The following is a 23,089-nucleotide window of genomic DNA, read 5'->3' on the forward strand; positions in this document are numbered from 1 at the left end:
CTGTCCCTTAGGACACAGGGCTTTCCGTACCGGTGTCTTTACGCACCTGATGAAATTGGCGCAGCAGTTTTTCAACAAGCTGTACGCCCTCGTCTTCTCTTAACCCCTTTACTTTAACAGTAATGGTGATCTGTTGTCCACCCGAGAGCCCCAGCCTGCGACTCCAACTACTGGCAAGCGCGAACAGAGCGCCGCCGTCAATGTTGTTGTTTTGGCTAGGATGCAAAACGAGCTTGATTTCGTCCGGATTTTTTTGGCTGATCTCGGTGATGTGGTGCTGCAGGGCGTAGACCCGCAAACGGGAAATGGTCAGCAGGTTGTCGACCGGCTTCGGAACAGGGCCGAAACGGTCAAGCAATTCCTCAGCCAGATCGTCGACATCTTCCAGCGTGGATACGGCGACGAACTTTTTGTACATCTCGATTTTTTGCCGGCTGTCGGTAATGTACATGGAAGGAATGTATGCATCGAGCTGCAGATTGATCTCCACAGGCGTCACCGCTTCCTGCTTGACCTCGCCCTTCAGCTCGTCAATCGCTTCCTTGAGCATCTGGCTGTACAGGTCAAAACCGACCGTGTTGATAAACCCGTGCTGCTCCGCGCCCAACAGGTTCCCCGCACCGCGAATGGACAAGTCGCGCATCGCGATCTTGAAGCCGGAGCCAAGCTCCGTAAACTCCTTGATAGCTTGCAGACGTTTTTCCGCGACCTCTGTCAGCACCTTGTCTCGTTGATACGTGAAATAGGCATAGGCAATCCGGTTCGAACGGCCAACCCGTCCGCGAAGCTGATACAACTGGGACAAGCCCATTTTGTCAGCATTGTAGATGATGAGCGTATTGACATTCGGGATGTCGACCCCTGTCTCGATGATCGTCGTGCTGACGAGCACGTCAAAATTGCCTTCGAGGAAGTCGAGAATGACGCCCTCCAGCTCGCTTTCGTTCATCTGCCCGTGCGCAACCGCAATGCGCGCATCAGGGACGAGCATGGAAATTTGCTCCGCCATCTGCTCAATGCCCTGTACCTGGTTGTAGAGGAAAAAGACTTGGCCGTCGCGCGCCAGCTCGCGTTCGATCGCTTCGCGCACCAGCGCAGGGCTGTATTCCATGACGTAGGTCTGTACCGGGAAGCGGTTTTCCGGCGGCGTTTCGATGACGGACAGATCGCGCACGCCGAGCATCGACATGTGCAACGTACGCGGAATTGGCGTCGCTGTCAGCGTAATGACGTCGACGTTTGTCTTGATTTGCTTCAGCTTTTCCTTGTGGCTCACACCGAAGCGCTGCTCCTCGTCGACGATGAGCAGTCCCAGTTCGCGGAACATCAAGTCTTTGGAGAGCAGGCGGTGCGTCCCGATGACGACATCGACCGTGCCTTCCTTCAATCCTTTTAGCGTCGCGTTCTGTTCCTTGCGCGAACGGAAACGGCTGAGCACCTCGACGCGAATCGGATACTCGGCAAAACGCTCGCGGAACGTCTCGTAATGCTGCTGGGCCAAAATCGTCGTCGGCACCAGCACCGCCACCTGCTTGCCGTCCATGACAGCCTTGAACGCTGCGCGAATCGCGACCTCGGTTTTTCCGTAGCCTACGTCCCCACATACTAGACGATCCATCGGCCGTCTGCGTTCCATATCCGCTTTGACCTCTGCAATTGCCCGAAGCTGGTCCGGCGTCTCCTGATACGGGAACATCGCTTCAAATTCCCGCTGCTCGGTCGTATCGGGAGAAAAAGCGTGGCCAACGGCTGCTTCGCGCGCGGCGTACAGCTTGATTAAGTCTTCGGCAATGTCCTTGACGGAAGACTGGACTTTGTTTTTGACCCGTTTCCATTCGGTACCGCCCAGGCTGTAGATTTTCGGCTGCGCTTCCTCGCTCGCCACGTATTTTTGCACGTGGTCGATCTGGTCGATCGGGACAAACAGGCTGTCGCCTGCCGCATATTGAATGTGAAGGTAATCTTTATGAATTCCGAGTATTTCCTTGGTTTCAATTCCGAGGTATTTTCCAATCCCGTGATTCACGTGCACCACGAAATCGCCGGGCTTGAGCTCCAAATAATTTTTGATCCGCTCGGCGTTGTTCATCGTCTGCTGCACTTTGCGCGCCTTGCGCTGCTTCGCAGTAAATACTTCGCCTTCCGTAATAACGACCAGCTTGTTTAACGGCAGCTCGAAGCCTGTCTGGAGGTTCCCCAGAATGATCGTAGGCCGCCCTGGCGGCACTACCTCGACCGCTTCCGTCAACACGTCCGCCTCCATCTCATAATCGTGCAGGACGCGTTCCAGACGCTTTGCGCGCTCCAGATCGGCGGCGACGAACACAATCTGATCCTGGGACTTTTTCCAGCGGGCCAGCTCTGTCTTCAGCACGTTCATCTGCCCGTGGAAGTTTTGCATGGTGCGACAGGTCAGGTTGACGATGTTTTGCGGCTGGGTTTTCGGCGACTGCCGGAGGAACAGAGACAGGTGGACAATCTGCCGTTTTTTGTGGGAGACAATCTCTTCATACGTGCGGGACAAGCTGAGGTTAGCCATGTACTCGCCCTGGATGATTCGTCCCGTCAGCCACTCCGCCTCTTCTTTTTGCAACTGGGCAGCCGTATCCAGGACGCGGGAAGGCTCATCCATAATCAGCAGAGTCTCGGACGGCATGTAGGACAAAAGCGTGTCCTGCGACGGATAGATCACCGAGATGTACGAGTACAACTGGGAAAAGCGTTGCCCTTCCTTCATCCGTTCAATATCGGTACCGATGCGCTCCACTACTTTTTCCTTGGCTGCGCTATCTTTCAGCTTGGCAACGGTTTCACCGAGCTTCTGCTCTAAGCGGACAGCCGATTCCATCAGCAGTTGCGTAGACGCGATCATTTCTTTTGCCGGGCCCAAAATATAGGTCTGGACGGATTCCAGCGAGCGCTGGGAAAGCATGTCAAACGTGCGGATCGAGTCAATTTCCACATCGAACAGCTCGATGCGCACAGGCCACTCCGAATCAATCGGATACAAGTCGATAATGCCGCCGCGGACACTCAGCTCGCCTTTTCGCTCGACCATATCGACGCGCTCGTAGCCAAGCTCGATACAACGGGACAAAAACGATTCAACATCCAGCTCGTCACCGACTGACAGCGTAATCTGCGCTTCTTTCCACACCTCCGGCGGGACGACCAGACGGCGCAACCCTGCAAACGGCGCAACCAAAAAACCCGTAAAGCCTTGGGCCAGACGGTTGAATACATGAATGCGCTGCGCCAGCATCTCCGGACTGGCGATGGCAAGCTCGGAGCCGATCAGCTCGTTTCCGGGATAGAGCAGCACTTGATCGGAGGGAACCAGCTCAATCAGGTCCTCGTAAACTTTTTGCGCTTGGTACATGTTATGCGTGACGACACAGACCGGGCGTCCGGTTATTTGCTTCAGTGCCGCCATCAGTGCCTGCCGGGCCGAACCTGCCAGACCGGAGACGAGCTGCTCGTGCAGACCTTTCTCCAAACCAGCCACAATTGTCCCGACGTTCGAGTCTTGTTTCATCGGGTTAATGATGACTTGCATTCACTAATCCCCTCTCTAATTCTTCTGTCATCTGCAGCCAGAGCCTGACTGGACGTGCGATTTTTGCCGCAGGTCGACCATGCGAAAAGAAGCCTTAGCTCCCCAAGCTAAGGCCTTGTCAGTGCAAGCCTTCCTAACGAGTATCCACTCCTGTTTATTGAAGTGGATTTCCGACTAGCGAAAGCTCTGGATGCTGAATCAGCGCTTCACGGCAGTAGTCGCACGTGATGCTGACGACCGTATCTCCACTTTGTTCTCTCGATATTATAAGAGCACGTTCCTCCGGGGTCAAGAAATCAAACCCGAGCCGCGCTTCTGTCACCTGCGATTCGTCAAATTCCGCGATCTTCATGCCGCAGCAGCGACACGTGTAGCGTATGCTCATGTATATGCCACCCCCATACCTTTCATATCGCTTAGTATGGTCGGTTGGGTGGAAAATCATACTAGCGCAATACATCCGCGCCATCCTGACTGCTGCAACGCCCCGCTTATTTTTGCAAGCTGTTGAAATGGTTCATGACCTTGATAAAAGGCTCTCTTGTCCACATGGCCGCCGCATCGGCAGCATGCCCCACCGCTTCCTGAATCTGCGGTCTTTCCGCCGCTGGGAACGACTGGAGCACGTAATCACTCACGCTTCGCCCCGGCTCCGGACGCCCGATCCCGACTTTGATGCGCTTAAATTCCTGTGTCCCCAAATGCTGAATCATCGACTTGATGCCGTTGTGGCCGCCTGCGCTGCCTTTTTCCCGCAAGCGCAACTGCCCCGTTGGCAGGTCGAGGTCATCGAAAATGACGACCAGCTCATCTGGAGTCAGCTTGTAAAACTTCAGGACTTCAGCGACTGATTCCCCGGAAAGATTCATGTACGTCTGCGGTTTGACGAGCAGCACCTTTTCGCCTTCCACCCTGCCTTCTCCGACAAGCGCGCGAAACTTGTTTTGCGCAACGGGAATGCCCCATTTGTCGCTAATCTTATCTATGGCCATAAAGCCCGCATTATGTCTTGTGTCTTCATATTTTTTGCCTGGATTGCCCAATCCGATGATTACTTTCACGTTCATTCCCTCCTACTCTCTCCCCCATTGTACTAGAATGGTATCGCGAACAAAAGAAAAAGGACCCGGCAGTAAAATACCCGGACCCTTTCGCCGTGATTCGACTTTTGCCTTATTCGGTAGCTACCGCTTTTTCTGCTACAGCCTCAGCCTCTTGCTCGGCTTCGATGGACTCTTCGGACTTGGCTTTCACTGGCAGGACGCTAATCAGCACTTCCGTAGGCTCAACCAAAAGCTCTACGCCCGCCGGAACTTCCAGATCCGCTGCCAGTACGACGTCTCCAATGTTGAAGCCGTCGACATTCACCAAAAAAGACTCCGGGATGTTGCCAGGCAAGCAGTGGACGTCGACGTTGTGGCGCACGAGCGTCGCTACGCCAAGCTCCGGGTCGCCTGTCATGAGCACAGGCACAGAGGTGTGTATTTTTTCATTCATATTGATCTTCTTGAAATCAGCGTGCAAAATATTGCCCATGACTGGATGACGCTGCAATTCGTTCACCATCACATCATGAGTGGTCCCATCCACAACCAGTCGGAACGGCTTGTTTGTCGTCTGCTGACGCAGGGCGGCATCCAGCTCACGGCCATTGATTTGAATCGACTGACTGGTCACGTCACTTCCGTACACAACACCTGGCACCCAGCCTTCTCGACGCAGCATCCTCACAGAATTGCCTGTCGTCTGATTTCGTACTTGAGCCTGAATCGCTTCCACAAAAAAACCTCCTTGGGCCGCTAGTAAAAGTTTCCTTTCTAGCTTGTCCAAAGGAGGTTTATTTCAATCCCCCAAAAAGGGGATGCTTGCCTTAATCGAACAGCTTGCTGACAGACAGCTCTTCGTGTACGCGAATGATCGCTTCGCCAATGATCGGCGCCACGGACAGAACGGTGATTTTGTCAATCAGTTGCTCTTTGGTGAGCGGAATCGAGTTGGTGACGATCAGCTCTTTGATCTTCGAGTTGGCAATCCGCTCAATCGCAGGACCAGACAGCACCGGATGCGTGCAACATGCGTAAACTTCACGCGCACCTGCTTCCACGAGCGCATTGGCTGCCAGCGTGATCGTTCCCGCTGTATCAATGATATCGTCAATAATGATCGCTGTCTTGCCTTCGATGTTACCGACAATGTTCATGACTTCCGCTACGTTTGGTTCAGGACGGCGCTTGTCGATAATGGCAATCGGCGCTTCCAGACGTTCGGCCAGCTTGCGGGCACGCGTAACGCCGCCGTGGTCAGGCGACACTACGACGATATCCTTCAAGCCTTTTTCGGAGAAGTGTTTGCCCAAAATCGGCACACCCAGCAGATGATCGACAGGAATGTCGAAGAATCCTTGAATTTGCGTCGCATGCAAATCCATGGTAATCACGCGTTGCGCTCCTGCGGTTTCGATCAGGTTGGCAACCAGTTTGGCTGTGATCGGATCGCGTGCGCGCGCCTTGCGATCTTGTCTCGCGTAGCCATAATAAGGAATCACGACGTTGATGCTTTTTGCGGAAGCGCGTTTCAATGCGTCGACCATTACCAAAAGCTCCATCAAATGCTCATTAACGGGAGCAGACGTTGGCTGAATAACAAATACGTCACAACCGCGAACGCTTTCGTTCAATTTAATTTGGCACTCGCCATCACTAAAACGCACAGCTTGCGCGTTACCGAGCGGCACGCCGATGTGTTCAGCGATTTCTTTTGCCAATTCAGGGTTTGCGTTGCACGTAAATACCTTCAGTTTGGGGTCGCGGTAATTAGCCATGATCTTCTCTTAGAACCTCCCGTTATGATTGCTTTTTGCCCTTGCGAGGCATTCTGCTAGCGTAATCTGGTTTATTCACTTGACGCTCGCGTGCGATCGCAAGCGCATTGTCTGGAACATCCTGATTAATGGTCGAGCCTGCTGCTACATACGCATTTTGTCCAACGGTAACCGGAGCTACCAGATTGGTGTTGCAGCCGATGAACGCCCCGTCCTGGACGGTCGTTTTATGCTTGACGGCCCCGTCGTAGTTGACGGTGATCGTTCCACAGCCGATGTTCACACCATCGCCAATCTCCGCGTCACCAATATAGCTGAGGTGAGGTACTTTTGAGCCTTCGCCGATTTTGGCGTTTTTCAACTCGACGAAGTCTCCGATCTTGGCTTTGCGGCCGATCTGTGTTCCCGGACGAATATAGGCAAATGGCCCAACGGTTGATTCCGCTTCCACACTTGCCTCTACCATGACCGCATAAGAAATGGTAACGCCAGAGCCAACCTGCACATCCGTCAAGTCAGCCTGCGGCCCAATCACGCAATCGGCACCAATGGTTGTCCGCCCGCGCAGAATCGTTCCCGGTTGGATTACCGTATCTGCCTCGATGACAACATCGGCTTCAATATACGTAGAGGCCGGGTCAATAATGGTGACTCCATTGCGCATATGTCTGGTGGCAATCCGCTTCCGCATGTACGCTTCCGCTTCCGATAGCTGCACACGATCATTGACGCCCATCGTCTCGTCAGGGTCAACGGCTTCGTACGCCACTACCTTTTCGCCTGCCTCTCGCAAAATGCCGACAACGTCTGTGACATAGTATTCGCCTTGCGCGTTGTCATTTTTCACTTCCGCCAAGGCCTTCCATAATTTGCGATTGTCATAACAGTATATGCCTGTGTTAATTTCGCGGACCGCCCGTTCCGCTTCAGTCGCATCCTTATGTTCCACGATTCGCAATACTTCGCCCGCCTCGTTGCGCACGATGCGCCCGTAGCCTGTCGGATCGGGGAGCACGGCGGTCAATACAGTCGCAGCCGCTTGCTGCTCTTCGTGATAGGTCAGCAAGGCGGACAACGTCTGTGCAGACAAGAGAGGGACGTCTCCGTACAAAAGAAACGTAGTGCCTTCTTTATCTTGTAAAAACGGCGCTGCCTGCGAAACGGCATGTGCCGTTCCCAACTGTTCTTCTTGCAGTGCGTAAGTGACGCCCTCGCCTAGTTTGGCGCGGACCGCGTCAGCACCATGACCTACGACGACAACGATGTCCTCAACCTGCATGGAGCCAAGCGTATCCACAACATGCTGGACCATTGGCTTCCCGCAAACAGGGTGCAGGACCTTGTACAGCTTCGATTTCATCCGCGTACCCTGACCAGCGGCCAGAACCACGGCATGGATCTTAGACATGTCAACCCTCCATCGTAGAAGTTCCACAATGACTATATCTTAATCATATGTGGATTTCAAGACAATCGATGCAGGATTATCGCCGTTTCCCTGACATTGCCTGAAAGTTGTTCATCTAACAGACAACATTTAATAATCTGATAAAAAATGATATATTGATGGGCGAAAGAGGTTTTGAAAAGGAGGCAGGAAGGAATGCCAGCAGATGTCTACTTGCTGACCGGATATTTGGGCAGCGGAAAAACGACCCTTTTGCAAAAATGGCTGACTCATCTACGCGTCCAGAACGAAAACGTAGTCGTCCTGATGAATGAGATGGGCGAGGAAGATATCGACGGCGAACAGTTGCAAGGCTTTGGTTTCCCTGTCAAAAAGCTGCTCGACGGCTGCATATGCTGCTCGATCAAAGGGGAGCTGACAGAAGGCTTGCGCGAAATTTTGAACTCGTTGCAGCCGGATCGCATCCTGATCGAAACGACGGGAGTCGCAGACCCGATCGACGTGATCGACACGCTGACCCATCCGGAGCTGTACGATCGCATCGAGCTGAAGGGCACGATCAGCGTCGTGGACGCGTCCCGCTTTTTGGACCTCAACTCGCGCTTTTCCTCCACTGGCTCGCTGGTCAAAACGGTACGCAACCAGGTGAAGTACGCCGACCTCATTCTCCTGAACAAAACGGATATGGTCAGCGATGAACAGCTCCAGCGCGTCAAACAGAAGCTCATCGAGCTGAACCCGCAGGCGCCGATCCACACAGCCGTTCAGGCGAATATCGACCTCAACCGGCTGCAATCGCTCAAGCGATTCGAGCATGTGCGCGATGCCGAAGCAGTACCCACTGTTCCTGTGCAAAAAACAATCGGCCGCATGTCGACCATGGACAGGCTCAAACAATCGCTCGGCCTGAAAACAAGCACGCCTTCCCTGTACAATAGTATTGAAACTTTTTCCTACACCTTCACAGGTCCAGTAGACGAGAAAAAATTCGAGGACTTCCTCTACGATCTGCCCAAAAACGTGTATCGGGCAAAGGGGTACGTGCTCTTCCACGGAAAAAAAGAACTGATCTCCTTCCAGCACACGGACAATCAGGTACTGTTCTTTCCATTTGAGAACTTCGGGCCGAAAATGGTCGCCGTGTTTATTGGGGAAGGAATGGATCAGGAGGAAATAAAAAACAATTTATCCAAATGTTACGCCCAACCAGACGCCGAAGCACCCTGCCAGTAATGACAGGGTGCTTTTGTATGGGGGTACTATTTACGCACCCGCTTCGATCGTGCTCTCTTCTTCTTGACCCACGCGTTCATACTCGGTCAAGACAGCAGCTTGGATCTTTTCACGGGTAGTCGAAGAAATCGGATGGGCGATATCGCGGAATTCTCCGTCAGGTGTACGTTTGCTCGGCATTGCAACAAACATACCGTTGTTTCCGTCAATGACACGGATATCATGAACCACGAACTCATGGTCAATTGTAATGGATGCAATCGCTTTCATCCTACCATCCGTATTCACTCGGCGCAGTCTTACGTCTGTAACTTCCATCTAGTTCACTCCCTTTATCTATGAAACGCGTTTAGGAGTATTTCCACCCTCTGGGTAAATATTCCTGCTGATGTTATGCAATTTTTAAAAAAATATATAAATATGTTCATAACATCACCGCTTTACACATGCTTCTTCGTACTACTAATGGTATATCCAACGCAAAAACAGCCTGACGCAACTGCATCAGGCTGTTTCATGCTTTCATTGATTGGACCGGGTTATGTTTACGCCTCGATATAAGCGACAATTTCGATCTCGACCTTTACGTCGCGCGGCAGGCGTGCCACTTCTACGGTGGAGCGAGCTGGCTTGTGGTCGCCAAAATATTGGCCGTACACTTCGTTCAACTGCGCAAAGTCGTTCATGTCCTTGATGAAAACAGTCGCCTTCACCACGTTGGAAAGGGTTCCTCCTGCTTCCGCCAGGACGGCTTGGATATTGGAAAATACTTGGTGGGTTTGTTCCACGATGTCGCCTTCTACCAGAGTGCCGTCTGCACGCAGCGGAATTTGACCGGATGCAAACAGAAACGGACCAACTTTTGCAGCCTGGCTGTACGGGCCGATTGCTGCCGGAGCTTTGTCAGTTGAAACAAAAGAGATTGCCATTCTTATCTACTCCCCTCTATTTTCAAAAAAACTGCCTAGCTCAATTTCAATCTGCTTGCCCTTGAAGTCGACATCCTGCAGCTTGGCAAGAGACACGTATTCATCAATCAAACGCTCGGAAACATCTGCGGTCGTCTCTACCAGCACTCCGCAGCCTACGACAGTCGCCCGGAACTCCTGGAGCAGATCAATCATGCCGCGCAGCGTGCCGCCCGCCTTCATGAAGTCGTCCACGATCAGGACGCGGGACTGCTCGGCCAATCCGCGGCGAGCAAGAGACATCGTCTGAATCCGCTTGCTCGAACCAGATACGTAATTGATGCTAACCACAGAACCTTCCGTTACTTTGTTGTCACGACGCACGATGACAACGGGCACGTTCAAAAACATGGCGGTCGCATAAGCGAGCGGAATCCCCTTCGTCTCCACCGTCATGACGACATCGACGTTTTTGTCCGCATAAGCGGTGGCAAACAGCTTGCCGATCTTCGCCATAGTCGCTGGATTGCCGAGAATGTCGGACATGTACAAATATCCGCCTGGCAAAAGTCTTTCCGGATTGGCCAATTGCTCGATCAGTTCGCGCATGAAGTGAAGAGCCTCTTCCGTTTTTACCTGGGGAATATACTTCACTCCGCCTGCCGCTCCCGCCACCGTTTTCAACAAGCCGACACCCTGAACCTCAAACGCTTCCTTGATGATCGACAGGTCTTCACTGATGGATGATTTCGCCGCGCCGTACTGTTCCGCAAACAGAGTGAGAGGAGTCAGCGTATGGGGATGGGCGAGCAAGTGCTGCGTCATGTCTACCAGACGTGCACTTCTGCGCAATTTCTTCATGGCTCTTCCTCCAAAACCGAATATTATGCTGCTAATGTATCATTTTTATACGTGTTCATGCAAGTATTTCCCCTTCTTGGGAGCCTAACATTCGGACAACAAACACATCTTTGACAAATCCTCTGAGCGCATTGTAGATCCGATGCACTTTCGCTTCCTTTTGCACGAGGGCAAATACTGTCGGTCCGCTGCCGGACATCAATACTCCGTCGGCTCCGGAAGCGATCATCAGCTCCTTGATTTGCCGCACTTGCGGATAGAGCGAGAGCGTGACGTTTTCCAGCACGTTTCCGAGCGACTGGCACATCAGGGAAAAATCTTGCTCGGAAACAGCCCGGAGCATTTGTTTTGTATCGGGATGATTGTCGATTTTGTCGACACGCAAGTTTCCATATACATCAGGAGTGGACACGCCGATTGGCGGCTTCGCCAGGATGACCCAGCAAGGAGCGGGCGTTTCCAGATGCGTGATTTGCTCGCCGCGCCCTTTTGCCAGCGCGGTTCCTCCATAGACGCAAAAAGGGACGTCAGAACCGATTTCTGCGCCGATTTCCGCAAGCTCGTCCACGGTCAAGCCGAGATTCCACAACTGGTTCAAACCGCGCAGCGTCGCTGCCGCATCACTGCTGCCGCCCGCCAGTCCGGCTGCGACCGGGATCTGTTTGTCGATATACAATCGTACGCCTTGGCGCACTTGATAGCGTTCTTTTAAAAGCACTGCCGCTTTATAAGCATGATTGCGGATATCATCCGGTACGAAGCTGGCAGAGCAGTCCAGCGTAATCTCACCATCTTCGCGCAGAGTCAGGTCTACACGATCTGCCAAGTCGACGGTAGTCATCACCATTTCTACTTCGTGATAACCGTCCGGCCGTTTGGCAAGCACATCAAGGGTCAGGTTGATTTTGGCCGGAGCTTTGACCGAGATACGCACGTTGTTCACCTCTGCCTACTTTACTAAATTTCCTAGTCTCTTATTGTAGCATAGCCAATCTCTCTCCTGCCACTTGAACCCCCCAAAAAGAACAGGATCGAGATCATTATGGTTATTTCGAAAATTCAGCAGTGTTTTCGGCAGCAAAAAAGCCGGGAAGCCCCGGCCCTGTCAACGAGTCTGTATGGTATTCTCCGTGAGATTGGATGTGTCCGCCTGCGTCCAACACCGGGCTATGACCGTCTTGCGGCCAGCGCCTCTTCAGCAAGCTGTACAGCCCGCTTCACCATGTTTCCCGCGTCACGCGTCGTGATGCCTCCCCAACCTTCTGCTTGTACCTTGTCGTAAAAGCCAAGCTCCTTGGCGAGTTCCATCTTGAACTGCTCCGACATCATTCCTCGTCTGCGACCCATAGCATCCTCCCTTCCCGTTGACAGGTATAGTGTGCTCCAAGTCCAGACTTTTCATCTTGTCACCCAAATATTTACAACCTTTTGATAGCAAAAATAAAACAGTAGAACCCAAAAGGGCTCTACTGTTGTACAAATGTGATGCGGATGTGCTCGTTTTCGCGGCACACCGTCAACTCTACTGTTTCCGTCAAGATGTCAGCGTAGCTGTAAGAGACCCGCTCAAAGAGTTGATCGTCATCAAGCTTTACCACAAACACAGATGGGTATGTTTCTTCGAGGATGCCACTTCGTTCGACGGTTTTTCGGCGACCTCCATTGGCTTTCAGAAGGATGCGCTCACCAATGTGCCCGTCTAAACTGCGTTTAATGTCAAGTAACGCGTTTCTTGCCATTGTTCCATCCACCTCGCTTACATCTATTATAACAGCTCACATATATTTTGTCAAAGAAATAAAAAATTATAGCAACCCTGTAGATATTTTGTCAACGGGGTTTTTTTCATAAAAAAAGTAGATATTTGTCACCACTTCTGCATAGTATGTGCAGGCTTTTGCAAAACCTTGCTCCCGCAACGCTTTCCGGTGATAGCTTGCCCGCTGCGAAGCCTTTTTTTACGCCAAAATCGACAAAAAAACCTCCGTTTTTGGCTTTTTCAGCACAAAAACGGAGGCCAAGTTTGTCTTATTGCCCAATCAGGCCGCGCCGCAAGCCTTCGTTGGCTAGGCGGGCGAACTCTTCGATGCTGAGGGTTTCGCCGCGTCTGGTCGGTTCGATGCCGATGTCGGCGAGCATCTGTATTACTTCATCCTTTTGTGTTTTGAGAAACAGACCGTTCATCAGGTTGTTCAACAACGTTTTCCGGCGCTGGGCGAACGAGCTGCGCACCACGCGGAAAAACACGTCCTGGTCGTCCACATCGACAGGCGGACGATCTCTGACCTTGAGCCGGATCACTGCAGAATCGACGTTCGGACGAGGAATAAACACACTGGCCGGGACGATCATCGCGACTTCTGTTTCCGCATAAAACTGCGCCGCTACCGAGAGAGAGCCGTAGTCTTTCGTTCCGGGCTTGGCCGCGATTCTCTCAGCCACTTCCTTTTGGATCATCACGACGATGTTCTCAAGCGGCAGCCTTTCTTCCAGGAGCTTCATCAAAATCGGCGTCGTCACATAATAGGGCAGATTGGCTACGACGCTCAGCTTCTCTACCCCGGAGAGCTTCTCGGCAATCAGCGCTTTCAGATCAAGCTCCAGCACGTCTCCATGCACGACTTCGATATTTTCATAGGGCGACAGCGTATCCTGCAAAATAGGCAGAAGCCGCTGGTCAATCTCAATCGCCATGACCTTGCCTGCTGCTCGTCCCAATTGCTCGGTCAAAGCGCCGATGCCTGGCCCGATTTCGATTGCGCCTTTGTCCTTCGTCAGATCGGCTTCGGCGACAATGTTATGCAAAATGTTCGTGTCCACCAAGAAGTTTTGTCCCAGGCTCTTTTTAAAGGAGAAGCCGTACTTCTCCAAAATTTCCTTCGTTCGCGTAGGTGTGGCAATATCCTTGCCTGTTGCTTGCGTCATCGCTTACTCCCTCTCTTTGTTGATGGCTTCTATCGCCGCCTCAAATTCCGCGCGACTGATCTGAAAGGCATTGAGCCGTTGCAGCATTTGCTTGGCGTTGGCGTATCCGATGCCCAATGCTTCGCCCAGCTTGATTCTCCGCTCCTTGGCGTCGCCGCCTGACGTCAATCCGTTTTTCAGAAGATCGTCAGCCGTAATCTCCCCGACCGTTTCCGCCATCTCTGTGCGGACTTCCGAGAGCGCGCGAACAATCACGTCAGGAGAAGCGTTCTCTACCCCGATATCGCCCTTTTTCGTGCCGTCCTCTTGCGTGATAAAGGCGTGCTTGCAGCCCGGCACCGATCGGCTGATAATTTTGCGGATGCGCTCCCCCTGGTAATCCGGGTCGGTAAAAATAATGACACCGCGCTTTTGCTGTGCCAGCCGGATTTTTTCGATCGTTCTGGCGTGGATGGCGGAGCCGCCTGTCTCAATCGTGTCCGCGTTAACTGCCCGCTTGATCGCAGCGGTATCGTCTCTCCCCTCCACCACAATCACTTCTTTTATCTTCATCATGTACTCCCACTTTCGTACGATGTCGCTTTTGGTCATAGTGTTCCAAAAAAATCAGGCAAAAAGCCCTTGTTTCGCGAAACGTTTCTGCGCTTTGAACCGTCTAACTATCAAACAGCTTATCACGACTATTCCCAAAACGCCAAAGACAAAAGACAGGAGCTGTTCGCCCCTGTCTTACGGTTTCTGCGGCCCGATTATATAGACGGTTTTGTTGCGCTTGCGGCCAAATTGAACAGCCTCTGCCTCCGTGCTTACAAACACGTCAATTTTGCCGCCACGCATCGCTCCGCCCGTGTCTTCTGCCCGGCGATACCCAACGCCCTCGATGTAAACCCACCAGCCATACGGAATCACTTTTGGATCTACAGCGATGGTATGACCTGCCTTGGCCTTCACGCCCGTCGCCGTGCGGCCGTAGCCTGGCGAGCTAGGGTGTTTGCCTCCCCCCGCAGGAGAATAGGCGGTCAAGGTAACCCCGTTCAGTACTTTTTTCGGCCTAAATACTTTTCCACCACGCGAGACCATACCCGTTGCTGAAGCGACCAGGACCCGTTGCGACGGATCGTTGTTTTGCAGCGCAGGAACTGCCGTTCCCACCGCCACGATCTGGTCTTTCTTCGGCACAAGCACGTCTCTTGTCACCAGTTCACGGGAGACCTCCTTCCCGTCTTCCATAACCAGCTTGTAGTGTGCAATTGCCTTACCCTCTTGCCCGTTTTGCAATACACGGGACTTGCCTTTCTCTAACGCTGGATCGTTTTTGCGTATTTCCTGGAAAGTAACTCGCTCCTCGACTTTTACCATCTGCTCGACGACGCGCTTGATCGTGATTGTCGAGTCTTTGGTCAGCGAGGCGCTCAAGGCCGGCTCCACCCGGTCCTTTTCACCTAGCGCAATGCCGCTGTCCTTCAACGCGCCAGCAACATCGCGGCTAAGCGTCAGTATCGTTTTTGTCTGCCCGTCAACCTGGACCGGAATGGACCAGGCTGTATGTAAAGTAATCATTGCTCCGTCTGATAGCTTCGTCTCAGGTGTTGGTTGAAGGGAATCCTTTTCCGTTACCGTAATGTTTCGCTCGGTCAAGAACTGCTCAACGGTACTCGCTTTGGTAGCTACCGTCTGGCTTTCTCCGTCCAACGAAAAAGTGACCTGTTTTGGCTGGGTAGCCTGGGCAGAGAAATAGCCAATCATGGGAATGAGAACAAGAGAGAGGACGCCAAAAAGAACAAGTCCCCGATTCTTATACCTTTCCCATATCGCGCGTAACTCCATTTCCCACACTCCTTTTCCTAGAAAAGCACGAGGCTTCTCCTGTCTAGCCAGGTAAGGGTCGATGTAATTGCACTAATATTCTGGAAGTGGCCAGTACTTAGCAAGGTCGGCTTTGATTGTATGTCACTTTCCCGGCTTTGTCAAATTTACCCTCCCTTGGCCGAAGCGATAATGCTAACAGACTAGCAAAAAACAGATGGCGAATGGTAGCAGATTCCTGTCGAGGAGCCGTGTCGGATGGACAATAATCGTTCGACACATTGTTCAAGGTATGCGCCACCAAAAACGAGTAGAACAACAAGATCGAGGAACAAAAAAACGGGAAATCACGTGATATGTCGTGATTTCCCGTTTTTGCTTGCGGTTTGTTTACGGTTGAAGGCGGAACAGACGCCTTGCGTTTTCCGTCGTGATTTGCGCCATTTCTTCGTAAGACAGGCCGCGAATGTTCGCCATTTCTTCGCAGACGTAGCGCACGTAGCCACTCTCATTTCGCTTGCCGCGGAACGGGTGAGGAGTGAGGTACGGGCAGTCTGTTTCTATCAACAGCTTGTCGAGCGGTACTTTGGCCGCTACTTCTTTTGGCTGCTTCGCGTTTTTGAAAGTCAGCGGGCCGCCGAACGAGATGTAAAAATTCATGTCCAGCGCCTGCTTCGCTGTCTCCCAGCTACCCGAGAAGCAGTGCATGATTCCCCCGACTTCTGCTGCCTTCTCTTCTTTGAGGATCGTCAAAACATCCTGGTGAGCGTCCCGGTTGTGGATGATGATCGGCATGTCGAGTTTTCGCGCCAGACGAATCTGCTTGCGGAACACTTCGGCCTGCACGTCTTTTGGCGACGTATCCCAGTAGTAGTCGAGGCCCATTTCGCCCAGCCCCACTACTTTCGGATCACGACTCAGCTCCTCGATCCATTCCAGATGCTCGTCTGTCATATCTTTTGCGTCCTGAGGGTGCCATCCTACGACTGCGTAAATAAAATCATAGGTTTTCGCCAGCTCCATGCAGGTCGGGATGGTTTCCGCGTTAAACCCGATGTTCACGATCGTGCTGACGCCGTTTTCCCGCGCGCGGGCAATGACCTCCTCGCGATCCTCGTCGAATTCCTTCGCGTTCAGATGCGCGTGCGTTTCAAATAGCAAAATAGGTCCTTCCTTTCCTAGCCCTCGTTACTTCACAATCGCTCCGTTTGGCATGCTCGGATCGACTGTCGCCAGCGTCAGTTGGTCGCCTGCGGATGCTGCCAGGATCATGCCCTGCGACAGCTCGCCACGCAGCTTGACTGGCTTCAGATTGGCGACGAGGATTACTTTTTTGCCGACCATTTCTTCCGGAGTGTAGTATTTGGCGATACCGGAGACAACCTGGCGCTTCTCATAGCCGAGATCGAGCTGCAAAATCAGCAGCTTGTCGGCATTCGGATGCTTCGCGCACTCCACTACTTGCGCGACGCGCAGCTCTACTTTGCCAAAATCGTCGATGCCGATCTCGTCTTTGGCATCTGCTGGTTTTTCCGTTACTTCAGCTTGGTTGGCAGTCGTTTCGTTCACAGGTGCTTCCCCTTTCAATGCGTCTTGCTTTTTCTTGTTTTCCTCTGCTTGGCGGCGCGCTTCTGCTGTCGATTCGTCGATGAAGGCCAGCTCAGCCTGCACGTCCAGGCGCGGGAACAGCAGCTCTTTGCGGCTGACAGTGCTTCCGGCAGGCAATCCGCCCCAGACGCCGGCAGATTCCCAGCTTGTTGCCTGCTCGTTGCCCAGAATTCCGAGTTGGTCCCAGATTTTCGCCGGAGCTTTGGTCATGAACGGCTGAATCAAAATGGAGGTGATGCGGATGCTCTCCGCAAGATTGTACATGACCGTTGCCAAACGTCCCTTGGTTTCTTCCGATTTTGCCAGATTCCACGGCATCGTTTCGTCGATGTATTTGTTGGTGCGTCCTACCAGCTCCCAGATGTGGGCAAGCGCGTTGGAGAAACGCATTTCTTCCATATGCTCCTCGACCAGCGCCTTTGTTTTCATCGCCAGGCCGATCAGGCTGTCATCCGGCTCTCCGGCATCTTGTGCGGCTGGCACGATGCCATCGAAATATTTTTCGATCATCGTAGTGGTACGGCTCAGCAGGTTGCCGATGTCGTTTGCCAGATCGTAGTTCAGACGCTGGATAAACGATTCCGGTGTGAAAATGCCATCCTGGCCGAAGTTGATCTCGCGCAGCAGAAAGTAGCGCACGCCATCGGAGCCATAGCGATCAATCAGCAGCTTCGGATCAATGACGTTGCCTTTGGATTTGGACATTTTTCCGTCCGGCATCAGCAGCCAGCCATGACCGAAAACTTGTTTTGGCAGCGGCACATCGAGCGCCATCAGCAAAATCGGCCAGTAGATCGTATGGAAGCGCAAAATGTCTTTTCCCACCATATGCACATTCGCAGGCCAGAAACGGCGGTATTTGCTGTCGTCGTCAGACAAGTAGCCGAGCGCGGAAATGTAGTTGGTCAACGCGTCGATCCAGACGTAAATGACGTGCTCAGGATCGCTCGGCACTTTGATCCCCCAGTCAAACGTGCTGCGGGATACGGACAAATCCTGGAGGCCCGGCTTGAGGAAGTTGTTAATCATCTCGTTGCGGCGGCTCTCCGGTTGGATGAAGTCAGGGTTCGCCTCGATGTGCGCGAGCAATCTGTCCTGGTATTTGGACAAGCGGAAGAAGTAGTTTTTCTCCTTCACTTTTTTCACTTCGCGGCCGCAATCCGGGCAAATGTAGCCTTTGTCGGTCTTACATTGTGTCTCGGTCCAGAAAGCCTCGTCCGGCACACAGTAGTATCCCTCATACTCGCCCAAGTAAATGTCGCCCTGATCGAGCAGACGCTGGAACACTTTTTGCACGACTTCCTTATGACGCGGCTGCGTGGTGCGGATGAAATCGTCGTAGGAGATGTCCAGTTTTTGCCACAGGTCGCGAATCCAGTCAACAACCGGATCGATGAACTCCAGCGGCTGTTTGCCGTCTTCGGCTGCGCGCTCCTGAAGCTTTTGTCCATGCTCGTCCGTACCTGTCAGGTAGTAGACGTCATAGCCGCGCAAACGTTTGTAGCGCGCCAGAGCATCACAAGCAATTGTCGTGTAGGCATTGCCGATGTGCAGCTTGTTGCTTGGATAGTAAATCGGTGTGGTGATGTAATATGTTGGTTTCATGCAACCTAGCCCCTCCTGATAACGTTTAGAAAAATAGAAAAGCCCACCCCAAAAATTGGGGCGAGCTCTAACTCGCGGTACCACCCAAATGCTCCGTTCCCCTCGCGGCCAACGGACTTGGTGAGTCTGAAACAGACTCTGCCCGTAACGTGGGCCGACGTCACAAACTACTGGGCACGGTCATTTCCGTGGCTGTTCATCTGCAAGACTCTGGGGCCATGTTCAGCCTGCTCGCTTATGCCGGTTTTCAGCTACCCCGGCTCTCTGGGATAAGGAGGATCGGCTTACTCTTCCCATCATAGTCGTTTTGCTATCAATTCCCTCATTTACCCTCTATTGTACACGACCGACTTGTTTTGTAAACATCCAGGAGGGCCGAACGGCTACGATTTATTTTATACATGACAGGAAAAGGCAAAAAAGAGAAGACAAGGCTTTTTTGTCGAATGGGCGCGGCTTTATTCGACATAAAGTGACCGATTGGACACGCATTTCTCCCAGTTAATTTTATCCATAAAATTTTCCATACCGTTTCCACTTTTCTACGAAACGCTGATATATCAGCTTTCCTGTTTTCAAAAAAAACTTTGCTTTTCAAAGATTTGTCAAAATGATGTTGACACCTTTGGGAATCGCTGGTATGATAATCCCAACAGATAATGTCGAATATTGACGATTAATGATGAGCGTTTACCAATACATCGACATATGAAGACTTGAGAGGAGAATTTACTATGATGAAATCAACAGGGATTGTTCGTAAAGTAGATGAACTGGGTCGTGTCGTTATTCCGATCGAATTGCGCCGCACACTGGGCATCGCGGAAAAAGACGCATTGGAAATTTACGTAGATGGCGAGCGCATCATCCTGAAAAAATACGAGCCTGCTTGCATCTTCTGTGGAAACGCTGATAAAGTATCTCATTTTAAAGGTAAAATCGTGTGCCAGGATTGCCTGACCGAGATGCCTGTTGTTAAACGCTAAACACTCATTTCCATACGTACTTGATTTACATACGATATGCCTTCGCAAAGGGACAAGCTTCGCGGAGGCTATTTGTATTGCCTGCGTCGCTGCTGCGCTGGTTGATCGGACGAAAAGAAAAAGCCGACCCGTTCGGTCAGCTTCCTGCTCATCTTACTCGTCTTCCTGGTCGCGGTGGTATTCGTTGTAGACGTCGCGCTTGGGCAAACCGCGATCGTCTGCCGCCTGTTTGATCGCCTCTTTTTTGCTCAAGCCTTGCTCGCAGTAATGCTCGACATGCTGGACAATGCTCAACTGCTGCCACCAGATGTTTTCCTCGTCTGCTTCAGCAGCGGTTGTGCCTGTAAAGCCTTCGACAATCACGCAAAACTCGCCGCGCACTTCGCCATTGCCCAGCCATTCCAGCAGCTCATCAAAAGTGCCGCGCACGAACTCTTCGTAGCGCTTGGTCAGCTCGCGCGCCAGCACGGCCCGCCGATTCCCCCACGCTTCCCGCATGGCCGCAATCGTCTTCTCGATGCGGTGCGGCGCTTCATAAAAAATCAGCGTCTCCGGGTAGCGCTTGAGTCGTTCCAGCTCTTCGCGCCGCTCCTTGTTTTCCCGGCCGATAAAGCCGCAAAAGACAAAGCGGTCTGTCGGCAGCCCCGAAGCGATCAACGCCGTCAGCCCTGCGTTGGCTCCTGGCACCGGAACGACGGGGTATCCGGCAGCGACCGCATCGCGCACGAGATCAGCGCCCGGATCGGATATCGCCGGAAGTCCGGCGTCGCTCACCAGCGCGATCTGTTTTCCTTCGGCCAGCCATTGCAGCAGCCCCTGACCGCTCGCTTCCTTATTATGTTCGTGATAGCTCACGGTGCGCTTTTCGATTTGAAAATGGTTCAACAGCTTCCTTGTTTGACGCGTATCCTCGCAGGCAATCACATCAACCGCCCGCAGCGTTTCCAGGCAACGGACCGTCATATCATCGAGATTGCCGATTGGCGTAGCGACCAGATACAGGACACCTGTTTCTTCCTGCGCAAAGCTGCGCTGTATATTCATCGCGGCGTCCCTCCAATCAACTGTTCTTTTTGCTTGCGATTCAGCCGTTTGATTCCTTCCTCGCGCTTCAAGCCCCACGAACGGTCAGGCCCTTCTTCCCAAAAGACAAGCGCAAGCGGCCCGCGCCCTCTGGTGTATTTCGCCCCTTTGCCTTCATTGTGCATCGCCAGGCGGCGCAGCAACTCCGTCGTATAGCCGGTGTACAAGGAGCCGTCCGCGCAGGCGAGAATGTAGACAAAATGGCTTTTATGCGAGGGAATCTCGTCTGCCGAAGTAAATTTCTTGCAGTTCTTCACAGTATTCCTCACCATTCTCATAGACAATCAGCGGCGGCTGAATCCTCAGCTCCGGCTTGCCACCCCTGATTCCTTCGATCAGCACCATATTCGGCTCGGCTTCCTTGCGCGGGTAAACCAGACGCATCCGCTTCGGCTCGATTCCGTACTGGCGCATCAAGGAAATAATGTCGATCAACCGCGTCGAGCGATGAACGAGAGCGAGCTTGCCGCCGTTTTTCAACAACTGGCTGCCCACGCGAATGACGTCTTCCAGCGAGAGCAAAATCTCATGACGGGCGATTGCAAAATGCTCGCTTACATTTTTCTCCCCGCTCGTCGCAGGCATATAAGGCGGATTGCACGTAATCAGATCGAATTTCCCGTGCCCGAAAAGCGATACCGCGTCCTTGACATCTCCGTGGTGCATCTCGATCCGCTCCGTCAGTCCGTTGAGCGTCACGTTGCGGCTCGCCATGTCGAACAGCCGCTGCTGAATTTCGATGCCATCAAAACGCGCTTCCGGTGTGCGCGTGGTCATGATAAGCGGGATCGCTCCGTTGCCCGTGCACATGTCGAGCACTCTCCCGCGCTTGGGAACGGACGCAAACCGCGCCAGCAGCACGGCGTCCATCGAAAAACAGAACACCTCGTGGCTCTGGATAATTTTCATTTCGTGAGTCAATAAATCGTCAATGCGCTCCGCATCATAGAGCGGCACGTTAATGACTGGTTCCATCCTTTGTTCCCTACTCCTTTTTTCCTTGTCTTGGAAAAAGCGACCTGACACGTGGCACAGGTCGCTTTCTCCATGTGGTGATCGCTCGTCACCTTTTATTTTTGAGGGCCGCCGCTCAAAAACGAGAGACAGAACAGACAATCCCCTTCTTTGCGCAGACTGCCGAAATGCACGTTGCAGATGTGAAACCCTTCTGCATACAGGCGGGCAAGGTTGTCGTACCCTTCCCCGACCACGGCTTTTTTCGCTTTCTCCTTGGCGACAGGGTTTGCTCCCTTTTGTTTTGCCGGAGAGCCAGTCTTTTTCTTTTCCAGTCGGTTGCGAAGATGCTGGTTTTCAACGAGTAATTGGGCGTTTTCCTCCATCAAAACGACGATGACGTCTTTCAACTCACCGATCTCTTTGTACAGGTCCCCAATTCGTTCTTCAATGCTCGCCATCTTGACGAAGATTTCCCGTTTGTCCACTAGCTCACCTCTCCCCTACCCCCACACTTTATTCATAGGTGGGGAGCCCTATCGCAATCTCATCTAAGCCAAACTCTGTGATGCGTTTGTCGATCGAAAGCTCCACCTGAACGGACTGATCCAGTACGTTAACGGAAACGACTCGTCCATTTCCCATCGGGGTAGTGACCATTTTGCCGACATCCGGCATTTCATCACGCGTGCTTTCGTAGTTGTCATTCTCGTATTTTAAACAGCACATCAACCGACCGCACAGACCGGAGATTTTTGCTGGATTCAACGAAAGGTTTTGATCCTTGGCCATTTTAATCGAAACAGGCTCGAAATCGCCGAGGAAAGTCGAACAGCAAAGCAGCCTGCCACAGGGGCCAATGCCGCCCAGCATCTTCGCTTCGTCACGCACGCCAATCTGACGCAGCTCAATGCGAGTGCGGAACACGGAAGCGAGGTCTTTTACCAGCTCGCGGAAATCAACCCTGCCGTCCGCGGTAAAATAAAAAATGATCTTGTTGCGGTCAAATGTGTACTCCACATCGACCAGCTTCATATCGAGCTTGTGCTCCTTGATCTTCGTCTGGCACACGGCAAAGGCATTCTTGGCAGCTTGCTTGTTTTCATCAACCTGCTTTGCGTCTTTTTCGTCAGCCATACGAATGACCTTTTTGAGCGGTAACACCACATCGGACTCAGCGACTTCTTTTTTGCCGATGACGACCTTGCCATATTCGACCCCTCTCGCCGTTTCGACGATTACGGTGCAATCTTTCTCTATCGGCAGTCGGTCAGGGTCGAAGTAATATATTTTGCCCGCTTTTTTAAAACGGACCCCAACAACCTCATACAAGGG

At 52.4% G+C, this 23,089-nt stretch carries 24 protein-coding genes and 1 other annotated feature; of the genes, 2 read left to right on the forward strand and 22 right to left on the reverse strand.

Features of this window, described 5'->3' with window-relative positions:
- Positions 1-7: 7 nt before the first annotated feature.
- From mfd to glmU, 6 genes are all read right to left on the reverse strand, one after another.
- Complete coding sequence (gene mfd, locus BA6348_RS02320; RefSeq protein ID WP_005828649.1) at positions 8-3,556, reverse strand: transcription-repair coupling factor; 3,549 nt, start codon at positions 3,554-3,556, stop codon at positions 8-10.
- 154 nt (positions 3,557-3,710) lie between these two features.
- Entirely contained in the window at positions 3,711-3,941 is a 231-nt protein-coding gene (locus tag BA6348_RS02325; protein WP_007776375.1) for an anti-sigma-F factor Fin, read from the reverse strand.
- 106 nt (positions 3,942-4,047) lie between these two features.
- Positions 4,048-4,617 (reverse strand): aminoacyl-tRNA hydrolase, encoded by a 570-nt coding sequence (gene pth, locus BA6348_RS02330; RefSeq protein WP_005828653.1) that lies wholly within the window; start codon positions 4,615-4,617, stop codon positions 4,048-4,050.
- A 112-nt stretch (positions 4,618-4,729) separates the two neighbouring features.
- Entirely contained in the window at positions 4,730-5,335 is a 606-nt protein-coding gene (locus tag BA6348_RS02335; protein ID WP_007776371.1) for a 50S ribosomal protein L25, read from the reverse strand.
- 91 nt (positions 5,336-5,426) lie between these two features.
- On the reverse strand, positions 5,427-6,377 hold the full coding sequence (locus tag BA6348_RS02340) for a ribose-phosphate diphosphokinase (protein WP_005828656.1): 951 nt from the start codon (positions 6,375-6,377) through the stop codon (positions 5,427-5,429).
- A gap of 22 nt (positions 6,378-6,399) precedes the next feature.
- The gene (glmU, locus tag BA6348_RS02345; RefSeq protein WP_005828658.1) at positions 6,400-7,785 is read right to left on the reverse strand and encodes a bifunctional UDP-N-acetylglucosamine diphosphorylase/glucosamine-1-phosphate N-acetyltransferase GlmU; all 1,386 of its coding nucleotides are present in this window, start codon (positions 7,783-7,785) and stop codon (positions 6,400-6,402) included.
- A gap of 195 nt (positions 7,786-7,980) precedes the next feature.
- On the opposite strand from glmU, the gene BA6348_RS02350 reads away from it, so the two are divergent.
- Positions 7,981-9,018: a CobW family GTP-binding protein gene (locus BA6348_RS02350; protein ID WP_025848792.1), complete on the forward strand. Its 1,038-nt coding sequence runs from the start codon at positions 7,981-7,983 to the stop codon at positions 9,016-9,018.
- 30 nt (positions 9,019-9,048) lie between these two features.
- Here BA6348_RS02350 and spoVG read toward each other — a convergent pair whose 3' ends face one another.
- The 11 genes from spoVG to metG all read right to left on the reverse strand — a co-directional run bounded on the left by spoVG (position 9,049) and on the right by metG (position 18,731).
- Positions 9,049-9,336, reverse strand: a complete 288-nt coding sequence (gene spoVG, locus BA6348_RS02355; protein WP_005828662.1) for a septation regulator SpoVG — start codon at positions 9,334-9,336, stop codon at positions 9,049-9,051.
- 227 nt (positions 9,337-9,563) lie between these two features.
- Positions 9,564-9,947, reverse strand: a complete 384-nt coding sequence (locus BA6348_RS02360) for a RidA family protein (RefSeq protein ID WP_005828663.1) — start codon at positions 9,945-9,947, stop codon at positions 9,564-9,566.
- Between the two features lie 6 nt (positions 9,948-9,953).
- Positions 9,954-10,787, reverse strand: coding sequence for a pur operon repressor (gene purR / locus BA6348_RS02365; protein WP_007776362.1), 834 nt, complete (start codon positions 10,785-10,787; stop codon positions 9,954-9,956).
- A gap of 55 nt (positions 10,788-10,842) precedes the next feature.
- On the reverse strand, positions 10,843-11,721 hold the full coding sequence (gene ispE, locus BA6348_RS02370) for a 4-(cytidine 5'-diphospho)-2-C-methyl-D-erythritol kinase (RefSeq protein WP_025848795.1): 879 nt from the start codon (positions 11,719-11,721) through the stop codon (positions 10,843-10,845).
- Between the two features lie 233 nt (positions 11,722-11,954).
- Positions 11,955-12,134: a small, acid-soluble spore protein, alpha/beta type gene (locus BA6348_RS02375; protein WP_005830483.1), complete on the reverse strand. Its 180-nt coding sequence runs from the start codon at positions 12,132-12,134 to the stop codon at positions 11,955-11,957.
- Positions 12,135-12,253: 119 nt separating this feature from the next.
- Complete coding sequence (gene veg / locus BA6348_RS02380) at positions 12,254-12,526, reverse strand: biofilm formation stimulator Veg (RefSeq protein WP_005830485.1); 273 nt, start codon at positions 12,524-12,526, stop codon at positions 12,254-12,256.
- Positions 12,527-12,815: 289 nt separating this feature from the next.
- Positions 12,816-13,712: a 16S rRNA (adenine(1518)-N(6)/adenine(1519)-N(6))-dimethyltransferase RsmA gene (rsmA, locus tag BA6348_RS02385; RefSeq protein ID WP_005830486.1), complete on the reverse strand. Its 897-nt coding sequence runs from the start codon at positions 13,710-13,712 to the stop codon at positions 12,816-12,818.
- Between the two features lie 3 nt (positions 13,713-13,715).
- Positions 13,716-14,264, reverse strand: a complete 549-nt coding sequence (gene rnmV / locus BA6348_RS02390) for a ribonuclease M5 (RefSeq protein ID WP_025848799.1) — start codon at positions 14,262-14,264, stop codon at positions 13,716-13,718.
- A gap of 177 nt (positions 14,265-14,441) precedes the next feature.
- The gene (locus BA6348_RS02395) at positions 14,442-15,539 is read right to left on the reverse strand and encodes a resuscitation-promoting factor (RefSeq protein ID WP_025848801.1); all 1,098 of its coding nucleotides are present in this window, start codon (positions 15,537-15,539) and stop codon (positions 14,442-14,444) included.
- Between the two features lie 369 nt (positions 15,540-15,908).
- Positions 15,909-16,679, reverse strand: coding sequence for a TatD family hydrolase (locus BA6348_RS02400; protein WP_005830491.1), 771 nt, complete (start codon positions 16,677-16,679; stop codon positions 15,909-15,911).
- A gap of 27 nt (positions 16,680-16,706) precedes the next feature.
- Positions 16,707-18,731 (reverse strand): methionine--tRNA ligase, encoded by a 2,025-nt coding sequence (gene metG, locus BA6348_RS02405; protein ID WP_122952826.1) that lies wholly within the window; start codon positions 18,729-18,731, stop codon positions 16,707-16,709.
- Between the two features lie 53 nt (positions 18,732-18,784).
- Positions 18,785-19,040: a binding site (T-box leader), on the reverse strand.
- A 425-nt stretch (positions 19,041-19,465) separates the two neighbouring features.
- On the opposite strand from metG, the gene BA6348_RS02410 reads away from it, so the two are divergent.
- Entirely contained in the window at positions 19,466-19,717 is a 252-nt protein-coding gene (locus BA6348_RS02410) for an AbrB/MazE/SpoVT family DNA-binding domain-containing protein (RefSeq protein ID WP_007776347.1), read from the forward strand.
- Between the two features lie 153 nt (positions 19,718-19,870).
- Here the strand turns inward: BA6348_RS02410 and rsmI are convergent, their stop codons facing one another.
- The 5 genes from rsmI to BA6348_RS02435 form a co-directional block, all read right to left on the reverse strand.
- On the reverse strand, positions 19,871-20,761 hold the full coding sequence (gene rsmI / locus BA6348_RS02415; protein ID WP_005830496.1) for a 16S rRNA (cytidine(1402)-2'-O)-methyltransferase: 891 nt from the start codon (positions 20,759-20,761) through the stop codon (positions 19,871-19,873).
- Positions 20,758-21,057: a GIY-YIG nuclease family protein gene (locus BA6348_RS02420; RefSeq protein ID WP_005830497.1), complete on the reverse strand. Its 300-nt coding sequence runs from the start codon at positions 21,055-21,057 to the stop codon at positions 20,758-20,760. The genes rsmI and BA6348_RS02420 overlap by 4 nt, the downstream gene beginning before the upstream one ends.
- Entirely contained in the window at positions 21,008-21,775 is a 768-nt protein-coding gene (locus tag BA6348_RS02425; RefSeq protein WP_005830499.1) for a tRNA1(Val) (adenine(37)-N6)-methyltransferase, read from the reverse strand. The genes BA6348_RS02420 and BA6348_RS02425 overlap by 50 nt, the downstream gene beginning before the upstream one ends.
- A 95-nt stretch (positions 21,776-21,870) precedes the next feature.
- Entirely contained in the window at positions 21,871-22,242 is a 372-nt protein-coding gene (yabA, locus tag BA6348_RS02430; protein WP_005830500.1) for a DNA replication initiation control protein YabA, read from the reverse strand.
- A 28-nt stretch (positions 22,243-22,270) separates the two neighbouring features.
- Positions 22,271-23,086 carry a PSP1 domain-containing protein gene (locus BA6348_RS02435; protein WP_005830502.1) on the reverse strand — a complete coding sequence of 272 codons (816 nt, stop codon included), beginning with the start codon at positions 23,084-23,086 and terminating at the stop codon, positions 22,271-22,273.
- Between the last annotated feature and the right edge of the window lie 3 nt (positions 23,087-23,089).

Source organism: Brevibacillus agri (genome assembly GCF_004117055.1).
In the GTDB taxonomy this organism is placed as follows: Bacteria; Bacillota; Bacilli; order Brevibacillales; family Brevibacillaceae; genus Brevibacillus; species Brevibacillus agri.

What these genes read in the sequence shown, in the direction of transcription:
- rsmI (WP_005830496.1), bottom strand. Translation starts at nt 20,761, where the DNA reads ATGAATATACAGCGCAGCTTTGCGCAGGAAGAAACAGGTGTCCTGTAT.
- spoVG (WP_005828662.1), bottom strand. Translation starts at nt 9,336, where the DNA reads ATGGAAGTTACAGACGTAAGACTGCGCCGAGTGAATACGGATGGTAGG.
- rsmA (WP_005830486.1), bottom strand. Translation starts at nt 13,712, where the DNA reads ATGACGCAAGCAACAGGCAAGGATATTGCCACACCTACGCGAACGAAG.
- BA6348_RS02325 (WP_007776375.1), bottom strand. Translation starts at nt 3,941, where the DNA reads ATGAGCATACGCTACACGTGTCGCTGCTGCGGCATGAAGATCGCGGAA.
- mfd (WP_005828649.1), bottom strand. Translation starts at nt 3,556, where the DNA reads ATGCAAGTCATCATTAACCCGATGAAACAAGACTCGAACGTCGGGACA.
- purR (WP_007776362.1), bottom strand. Translation starts at nt 10,787, where the DNA reads ATGAAGAAATTGCGCAGAAGTGCACGTCTGGTAGACATGACGCAGCAC.
- BA6348_RS02375 (WP_005830483.1), bottom strand. Translation starts at nt 12,134, where the DNA reads ATGGGTCGCAGACGAGGAATGATGTCGGAGCAGTTCAAGATGGAACTC.
- BA6348_RS02395 (WP_025848801.1), bottom strand. Translation starts at nt 15,539, where the DNA reads ATGGAGTTACGCGCGATATGGGAAAGGTATAAGAATCGGGGACTTGTT.
- metG (WP_122952826.1), bottom strand. Translation starts at nt 18,731, where the DNA reads ATGAAACCAACATATTACATCACCACACCGATTTACTATCCAAGCAAC.
- glmU (WP_005828658.1), bottom strand. Translation starts at nt 7,785, where the DNA reads ATGTCTAAGATCCATGCCGTGGTTCTGGCCGCTGGTCAGGGTACGCGG.
- veg (WP_005830485.1), bottom strand. Translation starts at nt 12,526, where the DNA reads ATGGCAAGAAACGCGTTACTTGACATTAAACGCAGTTTAGACGGGCAC.
- BA6348_RS02360 (WP_005828663.1), bottom strand. Translation starts at nt 9,947, where the DNA reads ATGGCAATCTCTTTTGTTTCAACTGACAAAGCTCCGGCAGCAATCGGC.
- rnmV (WP_025848799.1), bottom strand. Translation starts at nt 14,264, where the DNA reads ATGAAGATAAAAGAAGTGATTGTGGTGGAGGGGAGAGACGATACCGCT.
- BA6348_RS02350 (WP_025848792.1), top strand. Translation starts at nt 7,981, where the DNA reads ATGCCAGCAGATGTCTACTTGCTGACCGGATATTTGGGCAGCGGAAAA.
- BA6348_RS02410 (WP_007776347.1), top strand. Translation starts at nt 19,466, where the DNA reads ATGATGAAATCAACAGGGATTGTTCGTAAAGTAGATGAACTGGGTCGT.
- BA6348_RS02340 (WP_005828656.1), bottom strand. Translation starts at nt 6,377, where the DNA reads ATGGCTAATTACCGCGACCCCAAACTGAAGGTATTTACGTGCAACGCA.
- BA6348_RS02425 (WP_005830499.1), bottom strand. Translation starts at nt 21,775, where the DNA reads ATGGAACCAGTCATTAACGTGCCGCTCTATGATGCGGAGCGCATTGAC.